Source organism: Nocardia brasiliensis NBRC 14402, from assembly GCF_000308475.2.
Classification (GTDB): Bacteria; Actinomycetota; Actinomycetes; order Mycobacteriales; family Mycobacteriaceae; genus Nocardia; species Nocardia brasiliensis.
In genome coordinates, this window is the sequence record NZ_BAFT02000098.1 from 56,651 (window position 1) to 82,181 (window position 25,531).

A 25,531-nucleotide genomic window follows, 5' to 3' on the forward strand; every position below is an offset into this window, starting at 1 on the left:
CGTTCAGGACGCGCCGAGCACCCGGTACAACCGCCAATCGGGCTCGCCCGCACCATCGTTGGGCACCTCCAGGGTCAACGTGGCGATCTCCGCGCCGTTCTCGTAGAGCGTCGGATAGCGCCGGTTGACCGCGTCCGATACGCCGCGCCCGGTGGCGGGCACCGCGAGGATGTACCGCACACCGCGTTCGGCGGGCCGGTTGAGCACCCGCACGAAATCCCGGTCCGAGGGCACGACGAACTGGTCCGGGCGCGCCGAGGCGATCACCACCGAGAACCCGAAAACGGTGTCCATCAGCACCGACCCGCGCGGCAGGTGCAGCGCATCGAGATACTCGGCGACCTTGCGTCCGGTGCCGAAGGTCGCGGCGATCCGGCGTTTGTCGGCGTAGCGCGCAGAGGCGTTGTCCCGCTGCGGGAACACGACGGCCCCGAGTGCGTACTCCTGCACCGCCAGGTCATGGTTGTTCATCCCCGCCACGGTCACCGGCAGTCCCGCCCCCAGCAGCACCACGGTCGCGACCAACGCCGCCACCGGCGCGTGGCGCCGCGGGGGCGGGGCGAGGGCGTGCGGGCCCGGCCGATGGCTCGGCGGCCGATCCCGTGCCGGTGCGATACACAGGGCGAGCACCGCCGCCAACGGGATGGCGGCCACATAGAAGCGCAGGAACGCGAACGTCGACCCGGACAGGTAGCTCATCGTCTGGAAGGCGAGCACCGCGCCGCACAACAGGATCGGGACGGTCACCGCCAGGTCCCTTCTGCGCGCCGCGAGCGCACAGGCCAGCGGCAGCAGCAACGGCAGCGCGGGACCGAGGACCAGCATCGAGGCGATCGAATAGTGCAGCGCCGCGGTCTTTTCCGCGGCCGACGTGGCACCGGACTGGGCGAGAATGGCGGTGTTGCCGTACTGCGAGGTGAACTGCTGGAACGCCTGGCCGGTGATCAACCAGCTCGTCCCCGCCCACACCACGAACGCCAGCGCGATCGGGGCGAGCAGTACCACCAGATCCATTGCGACACCGGACCATCGGTACTCGCTGCCGCGCCTGCGCCGACCACTCAGCACACCGACGAGCAGCGCGGCGGCCGCCGCGGGCGCGACCGCGTCGTAACGGGTCAGATAGGCGAGGCCGAGCGCGATGCCGCAGGCGGTGAGATCGTGCGCGCCGTCGGTGTGCACCCAGCGCATCAGCCTGCGCACCGCCCAGCACAGGCAGAACAGGAACGGGGCCTCGCTCATGCCGTTGCCACCGTAGAACACGATCATCGGATTAACCGTGAAAAGCACTGTGACGCACAGGGTCAGCCACGGCGGGGCCGCACGATCGGCGCCGATGCCGTAGATCATGGCAGCCGCGCCGCCCATGAACAGTGCCGACATCAGCACCCCGGACAGTCCCCAGGTGGTGATCGCCGGCACCAGCGGCTCGAACGCGACCATCGGCAGCTGGGCCAGCGACGTCAGCGGCGTGAAGACGAAGCCGATGGCGGACAGGTGCGGATCCCGGCTGAACAGGGCCGCCTGGGTCGCCGAAACCCGGCTCAGCGCATCGCCCATCAGGAAGCCGCGGCCCGCGGTCAACCAGATGCCGGTCACCAGATACAGGGCCGTGGCCGCGCCGAAGACCACGATCGGCACGCGCACCCGTCCGGCCGTCATTTCGCCGCCTCCGACGACGTGCCGAGGCCGTGAAAAGTCTTCTCCCAGTACGACGGATTGCGCAGCAGCTGCCAGCAGCCCTTGGTCGCGGCGATGCTCATCAGCAGCCAGTACAGCGGCGAGGTGAGGCAGGCCACCAGCAGGTCGGGGCGGTTGTTCTCCCGGCAGGCCAGCAGATTCATATAGATCGTCGCGGCGTTCCCGATGACCAGCGCGATCAAGGCGGGGAAATAGACGACGGCGGGAAACAGGCGGCCGATCACGCTGGGCTGACCGAGGATCCAGGCGATGCTGATGAACCAGAACACCAGATTCAGGCAGGCGATGATCGGCGTGCCCGCGAGAATCAGGGTGAACCGGACGATGCTGACCGTACCGATGCTGCGCCACAACCGGATCGGCCGCCGGGTATGCACCAGCCAGCTCTGCAGGTACCCCTTGTACCAGCGCGATCGTTGCCGGACCCAGTTGATCGGATCGGGATTGGCCTCCTCCAGCGTGACCGAGTCGATGACCGCGGTCGAGTATCCCGAGGCGGCGATGCGCACGCCCAGGTCGGCGTCCTCGGTGACGTTGTACGGATCCCAGGCGCCGATCGCGGTCACCACCTCGCGGTTGAAGTGATTCGAGGTGCCGCCCAACGGAATCGGCGCGCGGCTGCGCATCAACCCGGGCAGCAGGAATCCGAACCACAGCCCGTAGTCCATGGTGAACCAGGCGGTGAGCAGATTCTGCTTGGCGTTGTGGAACGCGAGCTTGGCCTGGATGCAGACCACCGACGGCGGCAGTTCGGCGAAAGCCGCGACCACCCTGCGCAATTGGAGCGGATCGGGGATGTCCTCGGCGTCGTAGATCGTGACGATATCGCCGGTGGCCCGGTGCAGCCCGTAGTTGCACGCCTTGGGTTTGGTGCGCGGATCGGCGGCGGGAACCAGCACCACGGTGATGTGTTCGTGTCCGCCTGTACCTATTCCGGCGGCGCGCGCCGCGTCGATGGTCGGCGCGTCGTCCTCCTCCAGCAGCAACAGCACCTGGAGGCGATCGCGGGGATAGTCGATGGCGCTCAGCGCGCCGATGAGATCGCCCACCACCTCGGGCTCACCGTATGCCGGAACCAGGATCGTGTAGGGCGGTAGTTCGGCATCGGCGAGCGCGCGGGCGCGGTCGTCGTCCACGGTCATGATCGCGTCGCGGTCCATGCCTCGGGCGAAGATCAGGATGCGATCGCCCAGCACCGCCAGATAGCCGAGCGTGCACACCGCGACGAGCACGGTCAGCGTTTCGAGCGGAAACACCGCCGCACAGCCCAGGACCACGAGCAGCGCGCACAGCAGCGTGTTGCGTTGCCACGGCAGGAACGCGACCGACGCCGAGGCCAGTGGATCGGACTCGCGCAACCCGTGTACCGCCGCATGCAGCGCACGGGCTTTGAACGGCTCGGATTCGGGATCGAGTGCGGCCGTCACGACTGCTCGGTCCTGGCGCGCACGATGTTCTGAGCGAGTGTCGTCAGCATCTCCCGGTCCTTGTGCTCGGAATCGGCTGCCACCGAACTGGATTGCGAATCCAGGACGATGGCGTTGCCCCGCAGGAACTGGTTCATCAAGTTGTCGAAGTTCGCCGTGATCGAGCGTTGCGGCACCGGGAACTCGGCTTCCGGCAGGTGGTTGTCGGCCGCGATCAGGCTGATCCGTTCCGCGCCGCCCTCGCCACTCCAGTTCCAGCTCAGCCAGGTCCAGCTCAGCAGCCTGCGGTCGTCGAGCACGGTGTTGAGGCGCGCGGTGATGCCGTGTCCGAGGTCGATCAGCGCCGGTGGGCTGATTCGCGGCTGCACCAGCCGATAGAGCACGAACTCCGGGTAGCGGTCGATCGCGTCGCCGTCGCTGGAACGCACCGTGTCGATCGCCACCCGGCGGCGCCGGGATTCCTTGTCCCAGTCGGGATTACCCCGCTCGGCCCGGATCATCCTGCGGGTGAACACCGCGTCCTGCCCGAGATACCTTCGCGCCCAGGGATACTCCTGCTCCTTCAGCAGTTGCCAGCCGGGCGGCGCCGAGTCCGGGCGGGCGATCACCAGACCCGGCACCCGGGGAAAGCTCCGGTCGTAGTCGGCGGGCAGTGGGATGATGGCGAGCAACACCGCGACGATCACCACGGTCAGTGCGGCACTGCGCGACTGGGCCGCGGTGAGCGGTTCCAGCTGCCGATCCAGCGGTTTCATCGATCGGCCGCGACGCACGTCGACATACATCACGAGGCAGACCGTGAACACCGCCACCACCGAGGGAACCGCCTGATACGCCAGGATCGGCGCGGCCGGAAACCACACCCGCAGCACCGCGAGAAGCACCCCGCCGAGCACGAGCACACCCGCCGAGGCGACCGCGGCACGCGTGCGGGTGCGCGCCGACCCGATGCCCGCCGCGAAGGCCGCGAGCAGCACGGTGCCGACGCCGGCGGCGACCCGGTCGCCGCCCAGGGCGACCATGAGCAACGCGTACGGCGGCGGAAAGGCCGCGAGCAACAGCAGCCAGGCGGGCCAGAACCGGAACACCGGTCGCAGCCCGAACAGCAGCACGCACGCCGCAATCAGGAAAAGCCACGCGGCCAGCACATCCAGGTGCAGCAGTTCGTATTGATAGCGGTAGCGGGGCACCAGCAGGCCGAGCACCGCGGCGCTCATGCCGAGCCCGATCAGTCCGACGATAATGTCGGTCTGCCGGTCGTGGATCGGCAATTCCGCCCCGCGGCGCAGCGCGATGCCGACGGCGGCGAAACCCGCGAGCACCGGCAGGACATAGATATAGCCGAGATAGGAACCTTCCCGGATGTCCTGCACCAATTCGGCCCAGGTGAACCAGAAGGCAGCGGCGGTGGCCGCCCCGATCAGCAGCACCCACCGCAGGACGACGCCGGCGACCGTCGCGCGCGCGTGCCGGGGCCCCGCCGAGCGCGCCATCTCAGCGCCTGCGGCGACGCAGCATCAGCAGCACCGCCGCCGCGACGAGCACGCCGACGGCCAGCAGCACGCCCGCGGCGATCGCCAGCATCCGGGCGACGGAATCGTTCGAGATCGAGGCCCCGGTCGCGGTCGGCGCCACCGCCGCCGGGTCGAAGAACTCCGGCTCCCGGTCGCCCGTCTGGAACAGCACCGAACCCGAAAGCCGGTACCAGCGGCGCGAATCCGCGTTCAGCCAGTCCAGGGCCCGGTCGAGGTGCTCCGGCGCCTCCGTCGAGGTGGCGACCACCACCGTGCGCCCGCCGGACCAGGTCGTCTGCAGCGACCCGAACGGAACCGTCGGATCGATCCGCACGGCGGCTCGGGTACTGTCGTCGGTCACGGTCAACGTGTCGTCGTCCTGGCTGAGCGGCAGCCGGATCGAGTCGGGCAGATCGCCGGTGGCCGTGATCAGCACGGCGGGCTGCTTGCCGCGGGCGGCGGCGTCGAAGCCGACCAATTCGGGCCGCAGCGGCACCGCGGTCAGCCGCTGCAACCCGGTGAGGATCTTGACCGCGCGCAGGGTGTCGGTGAATCCCGGTGTGCGCAAACCGACTTGGAAGCCGGGCAGCAGCGCCTGCGGCAGCGCGCCGAAGCCGCCGGGTACCGGCGGCGCGGCCGAGGCGCTGGTCACCTCACTGTCGGGATCGATCGTCAGGGTGACCGGTTGCTCCAGGCCGCAGCCGTGCGTGAGCCCCGTCTGATGGAAGGTGACGGTCAGCGTCGTGTAGCGGCCGAGCACCTCGTCGGGGAGATCGATCCAGCGTTCGATGCGCCCACTCGCGTCCACCGGCCAGCTGTCGATGTACCTGCTGCCCGCCGTCACGGTGATATTGCCGCTCAGGGTGCTGGGCAGCGGAGTGTAGTTGCCCAGCAGGCGAATTCGGATGTCGCGGGACGCACGGCCGAGACGCGTCTGGTCGATGCCGATATCCACGCTCACCGAACCGATCGCGGTCGCACTGAGCTGGGTCTCGCCGAGCGCGAGCAGCGTCGTCGAGTCCGGCGCGAGCTGCGGCGCCTGCGGCAGGGCGACAGCGGTCGCACCCGAGGTGATCGCGATCTTCGTCAAAGCACTGGTGAGCAAGCGGATTTGGTCATCGAGGGCGGAACCGTTCCCGGTGATCCGCAGGACCGGCTGGGCGCTCGTGGTGACCCGCAGCCCCGCGTCGGGCGACTCCGCGATCTCGATCTGACGCTCCAGCAACCCCGGTGCGTGGTCGGGGACTGCCGCGCCGGCCTGCACCGGTCGCACGTCCACCGTCAGCGGTTGACCGTGGTAGCGCGCGATCAGCGCGGTCGTCAGCGTGAGGACCGCGGCGCTTTCCGTCTCCGACGGCGTGGCCGGGACGTACACCGTCAACTGCCGCAGGGCCGGCGGCAGGAATTCGGCGACGGTCGCCGGTTGCGCCTCCGCGCCGAAGTATCCGACCGCCGCGTCCGAGAGCGTCATCGGACGTCCGAGCCAATCCGTCACGCAGGTGCCCGGTTCCGAGACCAGCGACGAGGTGAGCGTCACCGAGATCGCGTTGTTCTCCTGTTCCGCACCTGCCAGTGAAAGCCGAACCGGGGCCCGCGGGTCCTGCGGCACCTCCACCCGGTCGAGCAGGCGCGTACCGGAGTGCACCTCTAGCGTGCCGCGCGCCACGTGCGGCGGTAGCTGGATCGTGCCTGTCAACGCGGTGGGTGCCATACCGGGCAGCAGCGGCAGCGCGATGCTGCGCTCGAACTGCTGCCCGGGGAAGGTCAGGGCGGTGCCCATGCCGAGGTCGGACAACGGCAAGCTCATGTCCCCGGCCGCCGGCGTCGGCGGCGCCTCGGCCGGGGCAGGTGGTGCCGGTGCTGGTTGAGCTACTGCGATTGGTGGCGCGACGGCTACCGCGGCCAGTGCCACGCCCACCCCGAGCAGGCACGTCCTGCGTGCGCGACGCCCAAGCTGTAAGCATGCCCCGAAAGTCACGCGCGGCCTCCTGCGAGTCGGTCCCGGTCGGCAGTCCGTTGCTGGCAGATTGCGCGGACATGCCGCACCACCCGAGCGGAGCCTATAGCCGAGCACCGGCAATACCGCCTCGACATGCCCGAGCCGCGGACCGCGGACCGCCGCGACCTCGGCTAGCCGGGCACCGACCTCACCATTCGGCGAACGACCCGTCCTTGCGGTGCCAGATCGGGTTGCGCCAGCGATGACCCAGTTCCGCGGCGCGCGCCACGGCGGTCTCGTCGACCTGGATGCCGAGGCCAGGTGCCCGCAAAAGGTCGACGTACCCGTCGCGGTAGGCGAACACGGCAGGATCGACGAGGTAGTCGAGCAGGTCCGAACCCTCGTTGTAGTGGATGCCGAGACTCTGCTCCTGGATGAGCAGATTGGGCGTGGCGAAGCCGACCTGCAGGCTGGCGGCCAGGGCGATCGGGCCGAGCGGACAATGCGGGGCCAGCGCCACATCGCGGCTCTCGGCGAGCGCGGCGATGCGGCGGACCTCGGAGATGCCGCCCGCGTGCGAGAGATCGGGTTGCACCACGGCGACGCCCCGGTCGAGCACGGTCCGGAAATCCCAGCGGGAGAACAACCTTTCGCCGGTGGCGATGGGAATGCTCGTCGCGGCGGTGATCTCGCCGATCCGCTCGCTGACCTCCGGCACCAGCGGCTCTTCCACGAAGAACGGGAGATACGGCTCCAGCAGCGGCAGCACCCGCCGCGCCATCGCGACCGACAAACGGCCGTGGAAGTCCACCGCGATATCGAACTCGTCGCCGGTGGCCGCGCGCACCGCGGCCACCCGATCGACGATGGCGGTGGTGGCGCGCGGAGTGTCGATCGCGTCGAGTTCGGCCGAGCCGTTCATCTTGATCGCGGTGAAGCCCTGCTCTTTTCGTTCGACCGCGGCCGCCGCGACGTCGTCGGGCCGGTCGCCGCCGATCCAGCTGTACACCCGGATCCGATCGCGCACCGCCCCGCCGAGCAACTGCCACACCGGCACGCCGAGTGCCTTGCCCGTGATGTCCCACAGGGCCTGATCAATACCGGCGACCGCACTCGACAGGATCGGACCGCCCCGATAGAAGCCGCCCTTGGTGAGCACCTGCCAGTGCGCCTCGATCGCCATCGGATCCTTGCCGACGAGATAATCGGCGAGCTCGCCGACCGCCGCGGCGACGGTGTGCGCCCGCCCCTCGATCACCGGCTCACCCCACCCGGTGATGCCCTCGTCGGTATCGATGCGCAGGAAACACCAGCGCGGTGCGACCAGATACGTGGTCAATGCGGTGATCTTCACCGGGATTCCTTTCGTACGCTCCAGCCGCCGTCGACCACCAGGTTCGCGCCGGTGATGAAGGAGGCGTCGTCGGAGGCGAGGAAGGCCACCGCGGCGGCGACCTCTTCGGGCGCACCGAGCCGGTCCAGCACGGTGGCGCGGGCGGACAGCCTGCGGCCCTCCTCGTCGACGTCGTCCCACACCGGTGTGAGGACCGGTCCCGGCAGGATCGCGTTGAAACGCACTCGCGCACCGCCGTATTCGACGGCGAGCTGCCGGACCAACGCGGTCAGGCCGCCTTTCGCCGCGGCATAGACCGGGTACCCGGGCAACCCGAATTGCGCGTGCACACTGGAGATCGCGACCACGTTCCCGGCCTGCAGACGCAGATCGTCGATGAAGGTGTGCACGCCGAGGAACAGCGGCGTCAGATTGATCGCGAGCCCGTCGTCCCACTGCCGCCGGGACAGTTCGTCCGCGGGAATGGTGGCCTGCCGGGAGGCGTTGCTGCACAGCACATCCAGCGGTCCGAACACCTCGTTGACCCGATTGCGCAACCACACCCACGACTGCTCCTGCGACACGTCGCACCAGACGAACTCGGCGCGCTGACCCGCGGCACGGATCTTCGCGGCCACCTCCTCGCCCGCCGGTTCGGCGATGTCCGCGATCACCACGGCGGCCCCCTCGGCGGCCAACCGCGATGCGGTGGCCGCGCCGATCCCCGAGGCGCCCCCGGTGACCACCGCGACGCGTTCTGCCAGACGACTCACAGGCCTTCCTTTCATCGTTGAATGTCGGTGCCGCTCAGCAGGTCCAGCTCCCGGCGCGACGGCAGGCCCGCCCAGTCGCCGGGCACGGACACCGCGAACGCGCCGCAGGTGGCGGCCAGTCGCAGGTTGTGCCGCACCGACGTGCCGTCCAGCACACCCGCGAGGTAGCCGGCCACGAACGCATCACCCGCGCCCACCGGATCGACCATGGTCACCGGGATCGCCTGCTGCCGGATCACCCGGCCGCGGTGCAGCGCCAGCGCGCCGTCGCCGCCGAGTTTGAGGACAACCTGCGACGGACCCAGTGCCGCAAGCGATTCGGCCATCGCTGACGCGCTCGCGGTGGGCACCAGCAGCGCGGCCTCGTCGAGCCCGGCGAAGACGATGTCGCAGTGCGACACCAGCTTTGCCAGTTCCGCGGCGGCGTCCGCTCTGGACCACAGCGCACTGCGATAGTTGATGTCGAGCGAAACCGGCACGCCCGCTTCGACGGCCGCGTCCAGCGCGGCATGCACCGCGTCGCACGCACAGGCGCTCAGCGCCGGGGTTATCCCGGTCAGATGCAGGACGCCCGCGGTGGCGATCTGCTCGGTGTCCAGTTGCGCGACCGACAGCCTCGACCCGGCCAGTCCGCGCCGATAGTAGGTGGCCCGGATGTGGTCGGCGGTGCGGCGTTCCCGCACCATCAGACCGCTCGGCAGCTCAGGGTCGATCCGGCACCGGGACACGTCGACGCGTTCGGCCCGCAATCGGTCCAGCACCATCGTGCCCACGGCGTCGTCGCCGACGCTGCCCACCCAAACACTGTGATGCCCAAGCCTGCTCACGCCGATCGCGACGGTCGCCTCCGCGCCCGCGAAGTCCATCCGCAGCGCCGCGCCGGGCGCGAGCGGCCCCGGCTCGACCGCGGCCACCACCCCCACCGCCTCGCCGAGAGTTACCAGAGTGCCCCGCATGACATTCCGCTCCCGAACCGCCGCGCACATCACGACAACCCCGCGCGTAGCACGGCTACGCGCTCCCGCAGTGCGTCCAGATCGCCACCCACGCAGGCATCGCCGATCAGCGGTGATCCGATGCCCAGCGCCGTGGCCCCGGCGTCCAGATACGCCTGCGCCTCGTCGAGTCCCACGCCACCGGTGGGGACCAACGGAATCTCCGGCAGCGGCGCCCGGACCGCCCGGAGGTATTCGGGGCCGCCCGTCGAGGCCGGAAAGAGCTTGACCATGGTGCTGCCCGCGGTCCACGCGCGCTGGATCTCGGTGGGGGTGAACGCGCCCGAGATCACCGGGACGCCCAGGTCGAGTCCCGCCGCGATCACCTCCTCGCTCATGATCGGGGTGATCAGGTACGCGGCGCCGGCGTCGACCGCCCGGGCCGCGTCCGCGGCGGTGCGGACCGTACCCGCGCCGATGCGATACGCGAAGCCCGCGCACGCGCGGATCGCGTCCAAGGCCCCGACACTGGTGAGCGTGAATTCCACTGCGGTGATGCCTGATTCGTGCAGCACGGCGGTGACCTCGGCGAAGCGCTGCGCCGTTGGTGCACGCAGGATCGCGATGACCGGTGTCGCCGACTCCAGGGGATCCTCAGCCATGGTTACGCACCAGTGCGGTGTCGGCGTACCGGACGCCGGGCAGGCCGATCGCGCCCGGCACGCAGGCGAACAGCCGTCCGGAGTCGGGCTCGAGCACCGCGGGCCCCTCCGCGGCGGTGGTGATCACCAGCACGTCCAGATCGGGACCGGCGAAAACACAGCTGGAGACCTGCGAGGGGCCGACGTCGACGACCGCGCGCGGCGTGCCGTCCGGATCGAAGGCACGGACCTGTCCCGCGCCCCAGACCGCCACCCAGACCCAGCCCGCGGCATCGACGGTCAGCCCGTCCGGGTCGCCGTCCTCGAATCGGGCGAAGGTCCTTCTGCCGGTGAAGGTTCCGGTGTCCAGGTCGTAGTCGAAGGCATCGACCCGCTGCGTGGGGCTGTCGGCGTAGTAGAAGGTCGCGCCGTCGGGACTCCAGCCGAGGCCGTTGGAGATCGTGATGCCCTCGCGCAGGATGCTCATCGCGCCGTCGGGATCGAGCCGGTACAGCGCGGCGCTGCGCGCGACACCGTCCTCCGACATCGTGCCCGCGAGCAGCCGCCCGCGCGGATCCACCTTCGCGTCGTTGAACCGCCGCCGGTTCCCGTCGTCCGGCAACGGAATTCGCGCGACCCGGCCGACCTCGCCGTGGTCGATCCGGTAGATGGTGTCCCTCGCGGTCGCGAGCAGTCCACCGGACAGGCACGGCACCACCGCGCTCACCGGCGGCGCCAAACTCACGGTCGACCGGTGCGCGAGATCGAGCGTCGCCCGGTCGAGGCTCGCGCGATGGATGTGCCCGCCTCGGATGTCCACCCAGAGCAATTCCTGAGTCCGGCTGTCCCACACCGGGCTTTCGCACAGGTGTCCGGGGGCCGGGGTGCACGGTTGCGCGCGCAAACTGATCATGATCCACTCCTGAGAAGTCGACTCGGCGACGGGGCGTCAGGTCGGCAATCCGACGGCGCGCTCACCGCTGCGCCGCTGCTGTATCACCACGGCGGCGACGAGCAGGGAACCCTGCGCGACGTTCTGCCAGAAGGTGTTGACGCCCACCACGTTCAGGCCGTTGTCCAGCGCGCCGAGCAGGACGACGGCGAGCAGCGTGCCGCCGACCGTGCCCTTTCCGCCCTTGAGCGCGCAGCCGCCCAGCGCCGCCGCGGTGATCGCCTTGAGTTCGAGACCTTCGCTGCCCGAGACCGGCTGGCCCGATCCGGTGCGCGCGGTCAGGATGATGCCCGCGATCGCGGCCACCACCCCGGCGAGTACGAACACCGCGATCAGGTACTTGTTGATATTGATGCCGGAAAGTCTTGCGGCGGTGTCGTTGCCGCCGATCGCGTAGATGTTGCGGCCGATATCGGTGTACTTCAGCAGCACGTGCACCGCCACCGCGACGATCGCGAGGATGATCACCGGCACCGGCAACCCGATGATCTTGCCGCGGGCCAGGAAGATGAAGACGTCGTTGTCGAGCACGAAGCCCTGCGCCTTGCCGCCCGAGATCAATTGGGCCAGACCCTTGTACGCGGCCAAGGTGGCCAGGGTCGCGATCACCGGATTCACCCGGCCGTACACGATGATCAATCCGTTGACCAGCCCGAGCACCAGCCCGATGCCGATCGCGGCCAGGATGCCGAGGAAGGCGTTGCCCGAGGTCGCGGTGAACGCCATCGCGCTGAGCACCGAGGCGACGCCGGCCTGCGAGCCCACCGAGATGTCCAGGGCGCCGCAGATGATCACCACCGTCTGCACCACCGCGAGCAGGCCGAAAACCGTTACCGCGTCACCGATTCCGGCGAGATTCGCGGGATCGAGATAGCCGTCGTTGAGTGAGCCGAAGATCGCGACGATGACCGCGAGCGCCCCGATCAGGCTGAGGTTTCCCGGACCGATCGCGTGCAGTATGCGCCTTGGAGTGAGCGCGGCGGCATAGCGATTACGCTCGGGCACTTGGGCGTTGGCCGGTGCCACCGGCACCGCTGTGAGTTGTTGCTCCGTCATTGGTTTCCTAGAGATGTCAGGTCCGCGGCCATGGCCAGCGCCAGCACCGCCTCTTCACTGGCCGCGCCGCGGTCCAGTTCACCGGTGACGCGCCCCTGCTGCATGACGACGATCCGGTCGGCGAGGCCGAGCACTTCGGGTAGTTCCGAGGAGATCACCAGCACGGCGACGCCCGCCTCGGCCAATTCCTCGATGATGCGGTAGATCTCGGCCTTGGCGCCGACATCGACGCCGCGGGTCGGCTCGTCCAGGATCAGCACCTTGGGTTTACGCGCGAGCCACCGGGCCAGCACCACCTTCTGCTGGTTGCCGCCCGAGAGTTTGCGCACCTCCTGCTCGATCGAGGGCGTGCGCACCCGCAACGATGCCACGTACTGCTGCGCGAGCCGGCGCTCGGCACCCGCCTTGACGAACCGCAGCCGGCGCAACCGGTCCAGCATCGCGAGCGAAATGTTGTCGCGCACACCACGATGCAGCAGCAGCGCCTGCGCCTTGCGCTCCTCCGGCGCGTAGCCGACCCCGGCCCGCACCGCGTCGCGCGGCTGGCGCAACCGCACCGGCTTGCCGTCGATCCGCACCGTGCCGGAGCGGATCGGCAGGTCCCCGGCCAGCGCACCGGCCAGCTCGGAGCGGCCCGCGCCGACCAACCCGGCCAGCGCCACTACTTCCCCGGCCCGCACCTGCAGGCTCACGTCGGACACGTCGTCGGTGGTGACCGCCTCCACGTCGAGCACGACCCGGCCCGGCGTGGCCGGACCGCGCGCGAACAGCGTGGACAGATCCCGGCCGACCATCATGCGGACGATCTCCTGATCGGTGGTCTCCGCGGTCGCGCGCACCCCGACCAGCGCACCGTCGCGCAGTACCGCGACCCGGTCGGCGAGGCGGAAGATCTCCCGCATCCGATGGGACACGTAGATCACCGCGAGCCCGCGCTCGCGCAGCCGCCCGATCAGCGCGAACAGTGACTCGGTCTCGTGATCCGACAGCGAGGAGGTGGGCTCGTCGAAGGCGATCACCTTGGCGTCGGTGGTCAGCGCGCGCATGATCTCGACCAATTGCCGCTGTGCCGCAGTCAGTTTCGAGCCTACCGTGCTCGGATCCAGATCCCGGTCGAAGCCCAGCCTGGCCAGATCGGTACGCATCCGCTCGTGCAGGGCCGCCCGATCGAGCAGCCGGCCCGCCCGGCGCGGCAGCGCGCCGAGGTAGACGTTCTCGGCGACCGAGACATGCGGCACGATCTCGGGCTCCTGGCCGATCACCCGGATCCCGGCCGCCCGCGCGGCGGCCGGGGTGGCCTGATCGAGCAGCACGCCGTCGAGCTCGAGCCGGCCGCCGTCCGGGCGGTGATCGCCACCGAGAATCCGGATCAGGGTCGATTTGCCCGCACCGTTCTCCCCCATCAGCGCGGTCACCGCGCCGGCCGGGAAGTCCAGGCTCACCTCGCGCAGGGCGGGCACCCCGGCGAAGCTTTTGCTGAGGCCGGTGGCGCGCAGGCCGCTCAGCTGCATGTGACGCCCGCCTGCTGCCAGTTGCTCGCGTCGACCATGGTGGTCGGGGCGAAGGCCTCGGCGGGCATCGCCTTGCCGTTCTTCAGGTAGTCGTGCATGGTCTGCACCGCCAACGCGCCGACGTCCTTACCGTTGATGAACAGGGCCGCCTTGAAACCGGTCGGCTTGCCGCCGCGCCATTCCTTGCAGGCCAGATAGGCGCCGAGCCCGACACCGAGCACGTTGTCCGCGGCGTATCCGGCGTTCTGGATGGCGGCGACGCCGCCGCTGACGTTCTCGTCGTTGCAGCCCATCACGATCCAGTTCTTGACCGACCGGTTGCCCGCGACGGTCGCGGAGATCTTGTTCTGCGCGTCCGACGGGGTGTTGTCGGTGCCGACCTCGATCACGCGGACGTCCACGCCCGCGGCCTCGCGGAACGCCTTCTTGTTCGCCTCGACCCGGTCGGTGCACACGCTCACGTCCTGTTTCCAGGCCTCGACGATCGCGGTCTCCTCCGGCTTCCAGCCCGCCTTCTTGAAGTCCTGCCCCGCCCGGCGGCCGACCTCGGTGCCCATCTGCGCCCCGCTGAAGCCGACCCGGGGTACCAGCTGGTCCTTCGCGCATTTCGACGGATCGGGCCCGGTCGTGCAGACCTGGTCGTCGGAGGTCAGCAGGGCGACGCCGCCGGCCTTGGTCAGCTGGGCGACCTGCGGGCCGACCGACGGGTCGGGGACCACCACGATCACGCCGCCGGCCTTCTGGTTGATCGCATTGTTGACCTCGGTGACCGCCTTGTTCGCGTCGTTGCCCAGATTGACCACCTTGAGATCGATGCCGAGTTCCTGCGCCTTGGCCTTGGCCCCCTCGGCCTCGCCGATGAAGTACTCCTGATCGCCCTGCTTCTGGGCGTAGACCAGGCTGATCGCGCCCGTTTGCTGCTGCGGCCCCGCGGCGGGCGACGCACTTTCCTTGCCCGACGAACAGGCGGTAGCAGCCAGGGCGAGCGAGATTCCGCACAGCACGGCACTGGTCCAACGTCGTCGATGGGTCCAGGACATGGGCACTCCTAGTGATCTGACGCATACTCGCGTCGCATAGTGATGCGGGTTACAGTAAGACTTTTACTAACTGTTGTAAATACTGTTGGTCGAAGTAGTTCGGTATGTTGACGCCACCAGCGCAGGAGGAGACCCGACCGTGTACCAGCTGACCGCGCGCGACATCCGGCGCCGCAACAGGTTCGGCGTGCTACAGGCGGTGTACGCCGCCGACGGCCATATCAGCAGGCAGGACATCGCCCGCGCGACCGGGCTCTCGTTCGCCACGGTCGGCAACATGATCGCCGAACTGCTCGACGTGGGTGTGCTCGTCGAGCTCGGTCACGACGCGCCGGGCATCGGCAGGCCCCGGGCCCGGCTCGCGATCAACCCCGACCGCGGCCTGCTGGTCGGCGTCGACATCGCCGAAACAGCCATCCACTTCGACCTTTTCGACCTGGCCATGACGGCGTTGCGCGCGGTGGAGATCCCCGTCGACCCGGCCGCCACCGAACCGCACGACGTCGCCGCGCTCATCATTCGCGGCATCCGCGAACTCACCGCCGGCGACGCCGACAAGGTGCTCGGCGCCGGCTTGAGCGTGCCGGGCCTGGTCGAGCCCGAGGGCGGGATCTCGGTCTTCTCGCCGTACTGGCACTGGCACGATGTGCCGCTCAAGGAACTGCTCGACGACCAGCTCCCGCATCCGCTCTATCTCGACAATCCACTCAAAGCCAGTACCGCGGCGCATCTCTGGTTCGGCGCGGGCCGCGATGTGGACGATCTGATCGTGGTGACGCTGCGCGCGGGCGTCGGCATCGGCGTGGTCGTCGACGGGATGCTCTATCGCGGTGTCAGCAACAGCGCGGGCGAGTGGGGCCACACCAATCTCGTCCTCGACGGGCGCGAATGCCGTTGTGGGCGAACAGGTTGCGTGGAGGCTTACGTCGGCGCGCCCGGGATCGTGCGTACCCTGCGCGAACTCGACCCGGCCAGCCCGATGCTCGGGTCCGACGATGCCGCCACCATCGCGGCGATCGCCGCGGCGGCCGGTCGCGAGGACCCGGTCGCCTTGGCGGTGATCGACCGGACCGGCCACTATCTCGGTGTCGCCGTGGCCAATCTGGTCAATCTGTTCAACCCGCGCACCATGGTCTTCGGTGATCTGATCGCCGATCATCTCGGCCCGCCGCTGCTCGAGGTGACCCGGCGGGTGGCCGCCTATCACGCGATGACCGACCCCTTCGACGCGGTGACACTGCAACTCTCGGCGCTGCCGCACAATCCGGCCAGCCTCGGCGCCGCCACCTTCGCGCTCGATGGATTTCTCGCCGACCGGGAAACGTTCGGCTCCATCGCAGCCCGCCGCGCGCTGCGCACTTCGGCGACCTGACGGTCCGGCACCACTGCGACTCAACGGGTTTCGGCGTCGGGGCGGCGCAGTTTCCGCGCGAGCAGTGAATCGACCAGATCGTTCAAGTCCTCGACCAGTCCGGCCGCGCCGCCGCCGTGCGCGAGATTGTGCAGCTCCAGCGGGTCGACCTGGCGATCGTAGAGTTCGTATTCGAATTCGTCGCGCGGCCCGTCGAGCTGCTCCGGAGTGGAGTAGCGGCCGAAGCTGTAGCGGGCGGTGATCGCGCCGCGCAGACAGTACCGGCTGCCCGGCAACTGTCCCCCACTGGATTTCGCGTCCGAGGTGAGCAGGATCGCGTCCCGGACCGTGCGCACCGGATCGGCCAGCACCGGCACCAGATTCCGGCCCGGCCCCGAACTCGCCGCGGCACCGTCGATCCCGGCCAACGCCGCCAGCGTCGGCACCAGATCGATATGGGAGGTCAGCGCATTCGCGGTCCTGCCGTGCCCGGCCGGAGCCCGGGGATCGGCGATGACCAGCGGTACCCGGTTGTTCTCCCGATAGATCATCGCCCCCTTCTGCCGCAGACCGTGGGCGCCACCGAGTTCGCCGTGATCGGCGACCTGCACCACCACGGTGTTGGCCGCGGCTCCGCCGCGCTCCAGGGCGGCCAGCACCTGCCCGCTCAATTCGTCGGTGCGGCGCAGCAATTCGAGATACCAGTTGCCCCAGCGCCGCCACTGCCGATGCGCATCCGGCGAATCGAGTTCGGTCGGCATGGGTCCGCCGACGATGCCGTTGACGGTGCGCCACCGGCTCTGCACCCGCGGCTTGGTGGTCAGATCGGATTCGAAATTCGGCGGCACGTCGGCGCCGTACTCCGGCACGTCCTCGAACCGGTAGAGGCGCGGGCAGAACATCATGTCGTGTGGATTCACCATGCTCACCACACACAGCCACGGTTCCGGATCACCGCCGTGGCGTTGCAGCCAGTCGACGGCGCGGCCGACCACGGCCGGGTCCTGCCGGGTGCCCTCGTTCGGGCCGCCCGCCGACAGGATGTCGTGGGCCTCGTCGAACCCGTACCCCGGCAACGCCGTCGGATCGGCGGCCACCGAGTCGGACAGATGCCATTTGCCGATGTAGGTGGTGTGGTAGCCGGCGGCCCGCAACACGGTGCCGAGGGTCGGGACCGTGGTGTCGAGGTCGGGACTCCAGGTCTGGATCGCGCCCAGCACCGTGCCCATCAGATCGTTGCCACGCACGTTGTCGAGCATGCCGCTCACCGGGGCGTGCAGTCCGGTGAAGAGGGTGGAGCGCGCAGGCGAGCAGGGCGCGGTGGGCGTGTGGTGCATGGCGAAGCGCACACCGTTCGCCGCCAGCCGCGCCCGCGTCGGCAGCTCGAATCCCGGCGGCAGCACCACATCCGCCCGCTCCTGATCGGTCATGAGCACCAGAATGTTCGGCCGCGGCCGGGGTGCGGCCGTCGCCGCGGCCGCGCGGAGCAACGGCACCGCAACGGGCGCGGCCGCCATCATGCCGAGTACGCGGCGCCGATCCAGGCGTCGGACGGGCGTCTCGGGTCGATCCGAATCGGCTACGTTCATGGCGAACCCTTCGCTGTGCACAGCGATTGTTCCGCATTTCGTTTCGCCACGCGAAGTACTCGGCGATGCCCGGTGTGGTCAGCCTGGTTCGACCAGCCACGCCCTGGGATTGCCGTGCTTTAGCCGCAGCAGGAAATCGACCCAGCCTGCCACGCCGACGGCGTAGTCGGCGCCATAGGCGCTTCCCGTCTCATCCGCGGCCAGCAGATGTCCCCGATGCCTACCGGCCCGCATCGCGAGCGCGGCGGCGACCCCCTCGGCCCGCACTCGCGCGCGCTTGTCTCCCGTCGCCGCGAACAGATCGAGCAGCAATTCACCGCTGCCCGCGAGGCCGTGGCACAGCGTGGACCCGGCCCGCCAGCGGCGCGCCCACACCGCGTCCGCGGCGCGCTCGGCCCAGGACAGCGCCCGCCGGTCGCCGCGCGCCCGCCAGTACTGCAGCAGGAACGTGCCGATGCCCGCCGATCCGCTGCACCAGTGATCGAGCAGGCGCGTCGTATCCCGCGGCCCGATCGGCCACAACCCGCCCACATCCGTGTCCACGACTGCGCCACACAGACTTTCGGCTGCTTCGGTGGCAAGCTCCAGCCACCGCGGCTCATCCAGCCGACTGCCCGCGGCAAGCAGGAACGCGCCGATTCCCGCTGTGCCGTGCGCGAATCCGTAGTCGACGGAGCCTGCGTAGCGAGAGTCGTAGTCACGGGGCACCGGCCAGACCAGCACACCGTCGCAGCGCTCGGCGCGTTCGGTGAGCAGTGCCGCGTACTCGGCTGCGCGGTCGCGGAATTCGGCCCGGCCGGTCGCCGACCAGAGCAACAGCGCCGCGCATCCGGCACCGGCGAGACCGTGGGTCACATCATTGTTCGGCCAGTCGCGCGGAACCTCGCCGAACAGCTGCGTACCCGCGCGGACCAGACGTTCGCAATCCAGGATCCGGCCTGCCGCGCACAGCGCGACCGCGGTACCGGAGCGGCCGATATACAGTCCGGGCACCGGGTTTCGTGCGGTCGTCCGGTCGGCGATCCAGTCGGCGGCGATCGGCAATGCCGCGAGCACTCGCGCGTCGCCGCGGACCTCGGCGACGCGGGTCAAGGTGGCGAGGACACCGGCCGCACCGTGGTAGACGTTGCACGGATCGCTGCGTTTACCACCGTTGCTGACCGGCCACAGCCGCTCCCCGGCTGGCGTCATCGTGTCGAGGAGATAGTCGATGCCGTCGTCCAGCAGGCGGTCGATATCAGTCGTCCGGTGCCGGGGCCGTGGTCGCGGCGGGTCCTGCTGGTCGCCGGTGAGAAGGTCGCGGACGCGGTCGAGCGACCAGCGCTCGGCCGGGTCGTCCGCGAGCAGGCCGAGCAGCAGCGGACGCGCCGCGGCGATCTCGGGGTCGGTCTCGGCGGCCGGCTCGAGTAGTCGCGCGATGCGCGCGGCCTTGCTCCTGGCCGGCGGATCGTCGGGCGCGAAGCTCGGCTCGGCGCCCAGGCACAGCAGGAACAGCAGTGCGCCCAGCGCATGACGATCCGCCGCGAAATCGGCCGCGGCACCCGCGATCTGCTCCGGTGCCGCGTAATCCGGGGTCCAGCCGGTCATCCGGGTCGCGCCGGACCGGCTCGCGAACTCCAGGTCCACCAGCACCAGTGAATCGTCCGGGCGCACCATCACATTCGAGGCCGAGAAGTCCTGCAGGACGACACCGCGGGCGTGCACCGCGGCCAGCAACTCGGTGAGCCGCAGCGCCGTCGCGCGCCAGTCCGGTGCACCGTGCCTGCGGCTGCGCCACTCGAAAAAGGTGGTGCCCGCGATCATCTCCTGTACCAGGAAGAGGTCGTGCTGTTGCTCGAAGAGGGCGAGTCGGCGCGGCGCCAGCGGACTCAGCAGGTCCAGCATCTCGGCTTCGTTGCGCAGCGCGTCCTGCACGTTCCAGCCGTGCGGGCCGTCGCCGACGCCGGCCCGCGCCTGTTTGACCACCACCTCCGCCCCGGTGAGCCGATCGATGGCCTCGAAGACGCCGCCCTTGTTGGCGTGCACGATCGCCCGGCGCACCTCGAATCGATTCGCCAGCAGCACACCGCCCGTCGCGTTGCCCGTCGAGCGGGACCGGCCGAAGGGATCGTCCGCCCATTCGGGCGGCGCGAACCACGCGTCGCGCCGGTCCTCGACCTTGCTGCCGTCCGGCGCGGTCAGCACCGGCAGGTAGTCGCCGTCGTCACCGATGACGTCCTCGCCGAGGAACTCCCCGTAGCGGTAATGCACCAGACTGCCTGCCGCATAGGGCCGGTCGGACAGAATCGCCGGACCGGCGAGCCCGGCGGTGGCTTCGTGCAGCAGCGCCGCCAGGACGCGGAGCTGTGCGTCGTCGCGGGGATAGACGGTGATGAATTTGCCTGCGCCACCGCGCGGATAGTCGGCCGAATTCAATCGGCGCACCTGCTCGAGCGAGGCGGCGAATTTACCCGAACATTCGGTGCGCAGCACAATGCCGAGCGTGTGGTCGAGTACGGTGGCGGCCGAACCGACCGTGGCCGAAATATGCAGCTTCCACCCCTGTCGGGGCGGGCGATAATTCACCGGGCGCAGATGGCACCAGACGCTGTCGGTCCAGATGCGCCGATCGGAGCGCCCCGCGAGGTGGCGCTGCGCCAGATCGACGAGCGTCGACCCGGCTACCGAATTCACCATCCCCGTCCCCGATTCCTGTGCGCGGTAGCACCTTTCACTGTGCGTGCGGAGGGGACAGCACTCCCCTCCGCGACGTCACACGGAAAACCCCTGGATCACTGATCACCGTGGCAGGCCGAGCCCCGGGTGGGGTCCGGCCAGATGACCGCGCCGGCGCCGTGATCACGTTCCGGCAGCGTCTGCAGCGCAGCCACATCCGTGCTCAGCTGCTCGATTTCTCGCTCCATCGTCGCTTCCTTTCTCGAATCGGGTCGATACAGGCCCGACAGCAACCGGCTGAATTACCGGACGCGCCACCATTGTTCGGCGAGCGGTAGCCGAATTGCCATGCGCCGGTCCGCTCACCGAACCAGCGGGTCGCTCTGGCTCCGGCGCCGCACTACCGTGAGCGGCACTCAACCGAATTATTCTGGGGGAAGGGGTTTCCCGTGGACGTCAGCCAAGGTCCGGTAGGAATAATCTGGGATATCACCTACGCGTGCCCGCTGCGCTGTGTGCACTGCTATTCCGAATCGGGCCGGCGGCCGACCTTGCATCCGACGCGCGACCAACTCTTGCGCATGGCAGAGGCGTTCCTTTCGCTGCATCCGCAGGAGGTGGCGCTCGCCGGTGGCGAACCGTTGCTGGTGGACGGCGTTTTCGAGATCGCCGAGCGCTTCGCACAGGCGGGCATTTCTGTCATCCTCTACACGAGCGGCCTACCCATGGACGCGCACAAGGCCGAAGAGTCGTTGCGGCACTTCAGCACCGTCGCGGTCAGCATGGACGGCGCCACCGCCGACGTGCACGACCGCATCCGGGGCCGGGCGCGCGCCTTCGAGCGAGGCCTGGCCGCGGTGCAACTCCTCGACGACACCACGCGCCGGATGAAAGCCGAGGGGCAGACCCCCGGCACGCTCGGCATCGAGGTGTCGATCATGCGCAGCAACCTGCATCAGGTCGAGGAGTTCTGCACGACCATCGCGCCCCGGTTCTCCGAACTGCGACATCTGGTGTTCACCGTGACCATGCCCGCCGGACTCGCCAACCGTGCCGGGTTCGTCGAGCACGAACTGCTGGACGACACCGAATCCCAACGCCTGCTCAGCCCTGAGTATCTCGCGCACCTGCGCAGTATCGCGCCTGCGGGACTGGATATCCGGATCGATGACCACTGGCACGACATGATCCACCCGGACCATGTCGCCGAGGGCAGCGTCCTGCCCATCATGCACGTCCGGCCCGACGGCGAAGTGCACGCGATGCCGATCTACGAGGGCACCGTCGGCAGTGTCCTCGACGAACCACCGATGGTCCTGTGGGAGCGCGCACTCGCGCGCTGGTCGGACCCTTTCGTCGTCCGGACCCTCACCGACGTCCGCACCATGCGCGATTGGGCCGAAGCAGCCCGCCGCCTGGACTACCATTTCGCCGCGCCCGTCGACCGGGCGCGCCTGGACCGCCGCCCTGCCTTCACCCCCCTTGGCGTTCCTACCGCGAGCAAAGCTCCTGTCGTATAAGGTGTTTCGCGTCAGGTCAAGGATGCCGCGGCGGCCTCCAGGTCGTCGATGGTGCCGGCCATGATGGTCCGGATGTGCGTGGTGAGATGTTCGGTGGGCCAGTCCCACCACGCGACGGCGAGCAGACGCGCGATGTCGTTGTCGCTGTAGCGGGTTCGGATGAGCCGGGCCGGGTTGCCGCCGACGATGCCGTAGTCGGGCACCGCGCCGGTGACCACGGAGCCGGTGCTGATGATCGCGCCGTGCCCGATCCGCGCACCGGGCATCACGGTGACGCCGTTGCCGAACCACACGTCGTTGCCGACCACGGTGTCGCCGCGATTCGGCAGGTCGGTGAGCAGGTCGAAGTGCTCTGCCCAGGAACCGCCCATGGTGGGAAAGGGAAACGTCGACGGGCCGTCCATCCGGTGGTTGGCGCCGTTCATGATGAACCGCGTGCCGGTGCCCAGCGCGCAGAACTTCCCGATGATCAGCTTCTCCGGCCCGTAGTGGTACAGCACGTTGCGGGTTTCGAACGCGGTCGCGTCGTCCGGGTCGTCGTAATAGGTATAGTCCCCGACCTCGATCAGGGGTGAGGTGAGCAGGGGCCGCAGTTGCACCACGCGCGGCTGGCCGGGCATGGGATGCAGCACGGTCGGGTCGGCGGGCAGCCGCACGGGACTGTCGGGCACGGTGGAACTCCTTCGGTGCGTGGGTAATCGGTTGATCAGACGGAGACGCAGGTCCGCAGGGCGAGGTGCGCGCCATGCCAGCGCGCTCGCAGCCGCCGATCATGGCTGACGATCACGAGCGCGCCACGGTAGTCGGCCAAGGCTGCCTCCAACTCCTCGATCAGGCCTGGTGACAGGTGGTTGGTGGGTTCGTCGAGCAGCAACGCGTCGACGGGCTCGGTGACCAAGCGCGCCAACGCGAGTCGCTGCCGCTGCCCGGTAGACAGATCCGCCACCCGAGCCGAGAGCCGGGTGCGGTCGAACAGGCCGAGCGACATCAACACCTCGGCGTGCTGATCGGCCCCGCCGCCGCGCCCCCGGCCGAAGGCGGCGAGCAGTGTCTCGCCGGGCGCGGCGGGCGGCGGTTCCTGCGCGAGATATCCGACCCGGCCGCGCCGCAGCACCGTGCCGCGATCCGGCGCGAGCGTGCCGGCCAGCACCCGCAGCAGCGTGGACTTGCCCGCCCCGTTCGGCCCGGTGATCAGCAAGCGCTCCCCCGCCGCCACCGTGACACCGATCCGTTCCAGCCTGCCCTCGACCGCGACGTCCGTGGCCTCGAGCACCGCGCCCTGAATTCGTCCCGCGTGCAGTGCGGGCCGGAAGCGCAACGGTTCCGGCGGCGCCGGTACCGGTTCGGCGAGGTGCCGGCGCAACCGTTCCTCGGCGTTGCGGACCCGGCTCGCCAGTGATTGCTGGACCCGGCCGCCGGCCCGGTCGTAGCTCATCTTGTTGTTGTCCTTCATCGCCCGGCCCGGGGCGACGCGACGCGCGGTGGTGGCGGCGAACTCACGCAGCCGATCGGCATCGGCCTGCCACTGCACGTGGGCTTGCACCCAGCGTGCCCGCGCCGCCGCCTTCTCGGCCAGGTAGCCCGCGTAGCCGTTGCCGTAGCGGACGACGCGCCGCCGGTCCGCATCGACCTCGAGCAGGGTGGTAGCGACCCGTTCCAGGAAGGTCCGGTCGTGCGACACCGTCACGGTGGTCCCGCGCCGGGTGCGCAGATGGTCTTCCAGCCAGGTCAGGGCGTCGTCGTCGAGGTGGTTGGTCGGCTCGTCCAGCAGCAGTACTTCCGATCCGGCGGCCAGCACCGCGGCCAGGCGCAACCGGACCTGTTCGCCGCCGGACAGTTCGCCGACGGTGCGTTCGTGCCGGACGAGTCCGAGACCGAGGCCGTGCAGCGCCCGTTCCACCCGCGCGTCCGCGTCGTAGCCGCCGCGAAGTTCGAAAACCGTGGTCAGCTCGCCGTATTCGGCCAGCCCCGATTCGTCGCCGGAGCCCATCGCGGACTCGAGCCGGCGCATCCGGTGCTCGATCGCACGGAGTTCACCCAGGGCGCGGTCGATGACCTGTTGCACGGTCAGCTGTGGTGGCAGGTATTCGTCCTGCGCGAGGTAGCCGATGCCGCCGTCGGCGTGGACGACGATCTCGCCCTCGTCGGGTTGTTCCCGGCCGGCGAGCAGCCGCAGCAGGGTGGTCTTGCCGGAGCCGTTCTCGCCGATGATCCCGGTGCGCTCGCCCGCGGCGAGCACACAGGTCACCTCATCGAGTACGCGACGGCCGTGGAAGGACTTGGTGACCGCGTGCGCGGTGATCTGGGTTGGCATGGGCACACTCCGAAGCATTCGAGGACGCGGTGACCGAGCACCGCAGGACCGGGTGAACACTTCGAATGACCATCGGCCTACCTCACTAGTGCGACGAATGTTGCGTTAATATGGTGCCACAGCTTCTCCCCCTAGAGCAACCGGATCATCGACATTGCCTCTTGCCTCGTCACCCCCAGCTGATTCCTCGCCTCGGCCGCGCCCGGGCGGCCGTACCGCGCGCATCCGAGATCAGGTGCTCGACGCGGTGCGCGCCGAACTGACCGAGCACGGCTACGACGCGCTCACGGTCGACACCGTCGCCGCGCGCGCGGGCGTGCATCGCACCACGGTGTATCGCCGCTGGCGCGATGTGGCCGGACTGATCACCGACGTCTTCGCCGCGGCGAGCGATCTCGACTGGCACCCGCGTGACACCGGCACCCTGCACGGTGACCTGACCGCACTGAACCAGGAGATCCAGGACTCATTGACCGAGGAATCCTCCATCGCGGAGGCGCTGATCGCGGTCTCGTTCCGGTCCGCGGCAGCCGCCGACGCCCTGCGGCAACTCTGGGAGGGCCGGTACACCCAATCGGAGATCGTCGTCGAACGCGCGGTCCGGCGCGGCGAACTCGACCCCGGCGTCGACGCCCGCGCCTTACTGATCGCCGCGACCGCGCCGCTCTACCACCAGCTGATATTGCTGCGCACCCCGCCCGATCCGGGCCTGCCCGCCCACGCCGCGGCGACCGCCGCGCTCGCCGCGCGCGCGGGCGCGTTCACCGGAACCGAAAGGGCGGCGGTTAAACCGCGTCGACGGCCAACGTCCCGAACCGACTGACGTTGGCGTGATTGTGCCCGTCGGGGCTGGTGATCACGACCTCGGACGGATTGGTCAGCGCGATACAGCAGTAATTGTCACCGTCGCGCTGGATGCTGAGCGAGAGCAGCCGTCGCTCGGCGGACTGCTGCCACTCGTCGATCGCCTCGTACAGCCCACGCATGGACGGACTTTCGAAGTAGAGGAGATTGCGCTTGTTGGTATCCGACATGAGACCGCCTCCATCCGCGTCGCGGGGAATCCGTGACGCCTCCCGTCCATAGTGCGCTACACCGACATCCGGTCGTCGCCGAAGACGCGGCGGAACACGTCACCGCCGTGGCTCGTGGCCACCGGCTCGCCTTCGACCACGCGGAAGGTGCGTGTGCCGTCCGGCAACCGTTCGGCCCGCAAGAACAGCTCGGCCCCGGTCTGCCCGTCGTGGAACTCCCGGGCCAGATCGTAAAGATGGGTCACG

General features: G+C 69.4%; 22 protein-coding genes. 3 read left to right on the forward strand and 19 right to left on the reverse strand.

Features of this window, described 5'->3' with window-relative positions; translation table 11 throughout:
- Window positions 1-3: 3 nt before the first annotated feature.
- The 12 genes from TY25_RS32745 to TY25_RS32800 form a co-directional block, all read right to left on the reverse strand.
- Entirely contained in the window at window positions 4-1,662 is a 1,659-nt protein-coding gene (locus tag TY25_RS32745; RefSeq protein ID WP_042262775.1) for an ArnT family glycosyltransferase, read from the reverse strand.
- Window positions 1,659-3,128 carry a glycosyltransferase gene (locus TY25_RS32750; RefSeq protein ID WP_042262777.1) on the reverse strand — a complete coding sequence of 490 codons (1,470 nt, stop codon included), beginning with the start codon at window positions 3,126-3,128 and terminating at the stop codon, window positions 1,659-1,661. The genes TY25_RS32745 and TY25_RS32750 overlap by 4 nt, the downstream gene beginning before the upstream one ends.
- The gene (locus TY25_RS32755) at window positions 3,125-4,621 is read right to left on the reverse strand and encodes an exosortase/archaeosortase family protein (RefSeq protein WP_042262779.1); all 1,497 of its coding nucleotides are present in this window, start codon (window positions 4,619-4,621) and stop codon (window positions 3,125-3,127) included. Before TY25_RS32755 ends, TY25_RS32750 begins: the two co-directional genes overlap by 4 nt.
- Before the next feature lies 1 nt (window position 4,622).
- A complete protein-coding gene (locus TY25_RS32760; protein WP_081869251.1) occupies window positions 4,623-6,449 on the reverse strand; it encodes a hypothetical protein in 1,827 nt (608 codons plus the stop codon).
- A gap of 340 nt (window positions 6,450-6,789) precedes the next feature.
- Entirely contained in the window at window positions 6,790-7,935 is a 1,146-nt protein-coding gene (gene dgoD / locus TY25_RS32765) for a galactonate dehydratase (RefSeq protein ID WP_042262781.1), read from the reverse strand.
- Window positions 7,932-8,687 (reverse strand): SDR family NAD(P)-dependent oxidoreductase, encoded by a 756-nt coding sequence (locus TY25_RS32770; protein WP_172595786.1) that lies wholly within the window; start codon window positions 8,685-8,687, stop codon window positions 7,932-7,934. Before TY25_RS32770 ends, dgoD begins: the two co-directional genes overlap by 4 nt.
- Before the next feature lie 11 nt (window positions 8,688-8,698).
- Window positions 8,699-9,643 (reverse strand): sugar kinase, encoded by a 945-nt coding sequence (locus TY25_RS32775; RefSeq protein ID WP_042262786.1) that lies wholly within the window; start codon window positions 9,641-9,643, stop codon window positions 8,699-8,701.
- 29 nt (window positions 9,644-9,672) lie between these two features.
- A complete protein-coding gene (locus tag TY25_RS32780) occupies window positions 9,673-10,284 on the reverse strand; it encodes a bifunctional 4-hydroxy-2-oxoglutarate aldolase/2-dehydro-3-deoxy-phosphogluconate aldolase (protein WP_042262788.1) in 612 nt (203 codons plus the stop codon).
- Complete coding sequence (locus TY25_RS32785) at window positions 10,277-11,176, reverse strand: SMP-30/gluconolactonase/LRE family protein (protein WP_042262790.1); 900 nt, start codon at window positions 11,174-11,176, stop codon at window positions 10,277-10,279. The genes TY25_RS32780 and TY25_RS32785 overlap by 8 nt, the downstream gene beginning before the upstream one ends.
- A gap of 36 nt (window positions 11,177-11,212) precedes the next feature.
- Window positions 11,213-12,271: an ABC transporter permease gene (locus TY25_RS32790; protein WP_088606911.1), complete on the reverse strand. Its 1,059-nt coding sequence runs from the start codon at window positions 12,269-12,271 to the stop codon at window positions 11,213-11,215.
- On the reverse strand, window positions 12,268-13,782 hold the full coding sequence (locus tag TY25_RS32795) for a sugar ABC transporter ATP-binding protein (protein ID WP_042262792.1): 1,515 nt from the start codon (window positions 13,780-13,782) through the stop codon (window positions 12,268-12,270). The genes TY25_RS32790 and TY25_RS32795 overlap by 4 nt, the downstream gene beginning before the upstream one ends.
- Window positions 13,773-14,822, reverse strand: a complete 1,050-nt coding sequence (locus tag TY25_RS32800; protein WP_042262794.1) for a substrate-binding domain-containing protein — start codon at window positions 14,820-14,822, stop codon at window positions 13,773-13,775. The genes TY25_RS32795 and TY25_RS32800 overlap by 10 nt, the downstream gene beginning before the upstream one ends.
- A 139-nt stretch (window positions 14,823-14,961) precedes the next feature.
- Between TY25_RS32800 and TY25_RS32805 the strand changes: the two genes are divergently transcribed.
- Window positions 14,962-16,194: an ROK family transcriptional regulator gene (locus TY25_RS32805; protein ID WP_042262796.1), complete on the forward strand. Its 1,233-nt coding sequence runs from the start codon at window positions 14,962-14,964 to the stop codon at window positions 16,192-16,194.
- Window positions 16,195-16,214: 20 nt separating this feature from the next.
- Here TY25_RS32805 and TY25_RS32810 read toward each other — a convergent pair whose 3' ends face one another.
- The 3 genes from TY25_RS32810 to TY25_RS44525 form a co-directional block, all read right to left on the reverse strand.
- Window positions 16,215-17,762, reverse strand: a complete 1,548-nt coding sequence (locus TY25_RS32810) for a sulfatase family protein (protein ID WP_146154009.1) — start codon at window positions 17,760-17,762, stop codon at window positions 16,215-16,217.
- A gap of 78 nt (window positions 17,763-17,840) precedes the next feature.
- Entirely contained in the window at window positions 17,841-20,438 is a 2,598-nt protein-coding gene (lanL, locus tag TY25_RS32815) for a class IV lanthionine synthetase LanL (protein ID WP_052383350.1), read from the reverse strand.
- Between the two features lie 95 nt (window positions 20,439-20,533).
- Window positions 20,534-20,665: a hypothetical protein gene (locus tag TY25_RS44525; RefSeq protein WP_256656732.1), complete on the reverse strand. Its 132-nt coding sequence runs from the start codon at window positions 20,663-20,665 to the stop codon at window positions 20,534-20,536.
- Between the two features lie 201 nt (window positions 20,666-20,866).
- Between TY25_RS44525 and TY25_RS32820 the strand changes: the two genes are divergently transcribed.
- On the forward strand, window positions 20,867-21,937 hold the full coding sequence (locus TY25_RS32820) for a radical SAM protein (RefSeq protein ID WP_226887402.1): 1,071 nt from the start codon (window positions 20,867-20,869) through the stop codon (window positions 21,935-21,937).
- 11 nt (window positions 21,938-21,948) lie between these two features.
- Here TY25_RS32820 and TY25_RS32825 read toward each other — a convergent pair whose 3' ends face one another.
- A complete protein-coding gene (locus TY25_RS32825; protein WP_063602784.1) occupies window positions 21,949-22,557 on the reverse strand; it encodes a CatB-related O-acetyltransferase in 609 nt (202 codons plus the stop codon).
- An 86-nt stretch (window positions 22,558-22,643) separates the two neighbouring features.
- The gene (gene abc-f / locus TY25_RS32830; protein ID WP_063602780.1) at window positions 22,644-24,251 is read right to left on the reverse strand and encodes a ribosomal protection-like ABC-F family protein; all 1,608 of its coding nucleotides are present in this window, start codon (window positions 24,249-24,251) and stop codon (window positions 22,644-22,646) included.
- 235 nt (window positions 24,252-24,486) lie between these two features.
- On the opposite strand from abc-f, the gene TY25_RS32835 reads away from it, so the two are divergent.
- The gene (locus TY25_RS32835; protein ID WP_226887403.1) at window positions 24,487-25,074 is read left to right on the forward strand and encodes a TetR/AcrR family transcriptional regulator; all 588 of its coding nucleotides are present in this window, start codon (window positions 24,487-24,489) and stop codon (window positions 25,072-25,074) included.
- On the opposite strand, the gene TY25_RS32840 is transcribed toward TY25_RS32835, so the two are convergent.
- Window positions 25,037-25,285, reverse strand: coding sequence for a hypothetical protein (locus TY25_RS32840; protein WP_042262803.1), 249 nt, complete (start codon window positions 25,283-25,285; stop codon window positions 25,037-25,039). The genes TY25_RS32835 and TY25_RS32840 overlap by 38 nt on opposite strands.
- Window positions 25,286-25,341: 56 nt before the next feature.
- Window positions 25,342-25,530 carry a hypothetical protein gene (locus TY25_RS42095; protein ID WP_156055152.1) on the reverse strand — a complete coding sequence of 63 codons (189 nt, stop codon included), beginning with the start codon at window positions 25,528-25,530 and terminating at the stop codon, window positions 25,342-25,344.
- Window position 25,531 lies beyond the last annotated feature (1 nt).

Excerpts from the sequence above, each read along its gene's own strand:
- TY25_RS32745 (WP_042262775.1), bottom strand. The coding sequence starts at position 1,662 with ATGACGGCCGGACGGGTGCGCGTGCCGATCGTGGTCTTCGGCGCGGCC.
- TY25_RS32755 (WP_042262779.1), bottom strand. The coding sequence starts at position 4,621 with ATGGCGCGCTCGGCGGGGCCCCGGCACGCGCGCGCGACGGTCGCCGGC.
- TY25_RS32760 (WP_081869251.1), bottom strand. The coding sequence starts at position 6,449 with ATGAGCTTGCCGTTGTCCGACCTCGGCATGGGCACCGCCCTGACCTTC.
- TY25_RS32775 (WP_042262786.1), bottom strand. The coding sequence starts at position 9,643 with ATGCGGGGCACTCTGGTAACTCTCGGCGAGGCGGTGGGGGTGGTGGCC.
- TY25_RS32780 (WP_042262788.1), bottom strand. The coding sequence starts at position 10,284 with ATGGCTGAGGATCCCCTGGAGTCGGCGACACCGGTCATCGCGATCCTG.
- TY25_RS32785 (WP_042262790.1), bottom strand. The coding sequence starts at position 11,176 with ATGATCAGTTTGCGCGCGCAACCGTGCACCCCGGCCCCCGGACACCTG.
- TY25_RS32790 (WP_088606911.1), bottom strand. The coding sequence starts at position 12,271 with ATGACGGAGCAACAACTCACAGCGGTGCCGGTGGCACCGGCCAACGCC.
- TY25_RS32795 (WP_042262792.1), bottom strand. The coding sequence starts at position 13,782 with ATGCAGCTGAGCGGCCTGCGCGCCACCGGCCTCAGCAAAAGCTTCGCC.
- TY25_RS32800 (WP_042262794.1), bottom strand. The coding sequence starts at position 14,822 with ATGTCCTGGACCCATCGACGACGTTGGACCAGTGCCGTGCTGTGCGGA.
- TY25_RS32810 (WP_146154009.1), bottom strand. The coding sequence starts at position 17,762 with ATGAACGTAGCCGATTCGGATCGACCCGAGACGCCCGTCCGACGCCTG.
- lanL (WP_052383350.1), bottom strand. The coding sequence starts at position 20,438 with ATGGTGAATTCGGTAGCCGGGTCGACGCTCGTCGATCTGGCGCAGCGC.
- TY25_RS44525 (WP_256656732.1), bottom strand. The coding sequence starts at position 20,665 with ATGGAGCGAGAAATCGAGCAGCTGAGCACGGATGTGGCTGCGCTGCAG.
- TY25_RS32825 (WP_063602784.1), bottom strand. The coding sequence starts at position 22,557 with ATGCCCGGCCAGCCGCGCGTGGTGCAACTGCGGCCCCTGCTCACCTCA.
- abc-f (WP_063602780.1), bottom strand. The coding sequence starts at position 24,251 with ATGCCAACCCAGATCACCGCGCACGCGGTCACCAAGTCCTTCCACGGC.
- TY25_RS32840 (WP_042262803.1), bottom strand. The coding sequence starts at position 25,285 with ATGTCGGATACCAACAAGCGCAATCTCCTCTACTTCGAAAGTCCGTCC.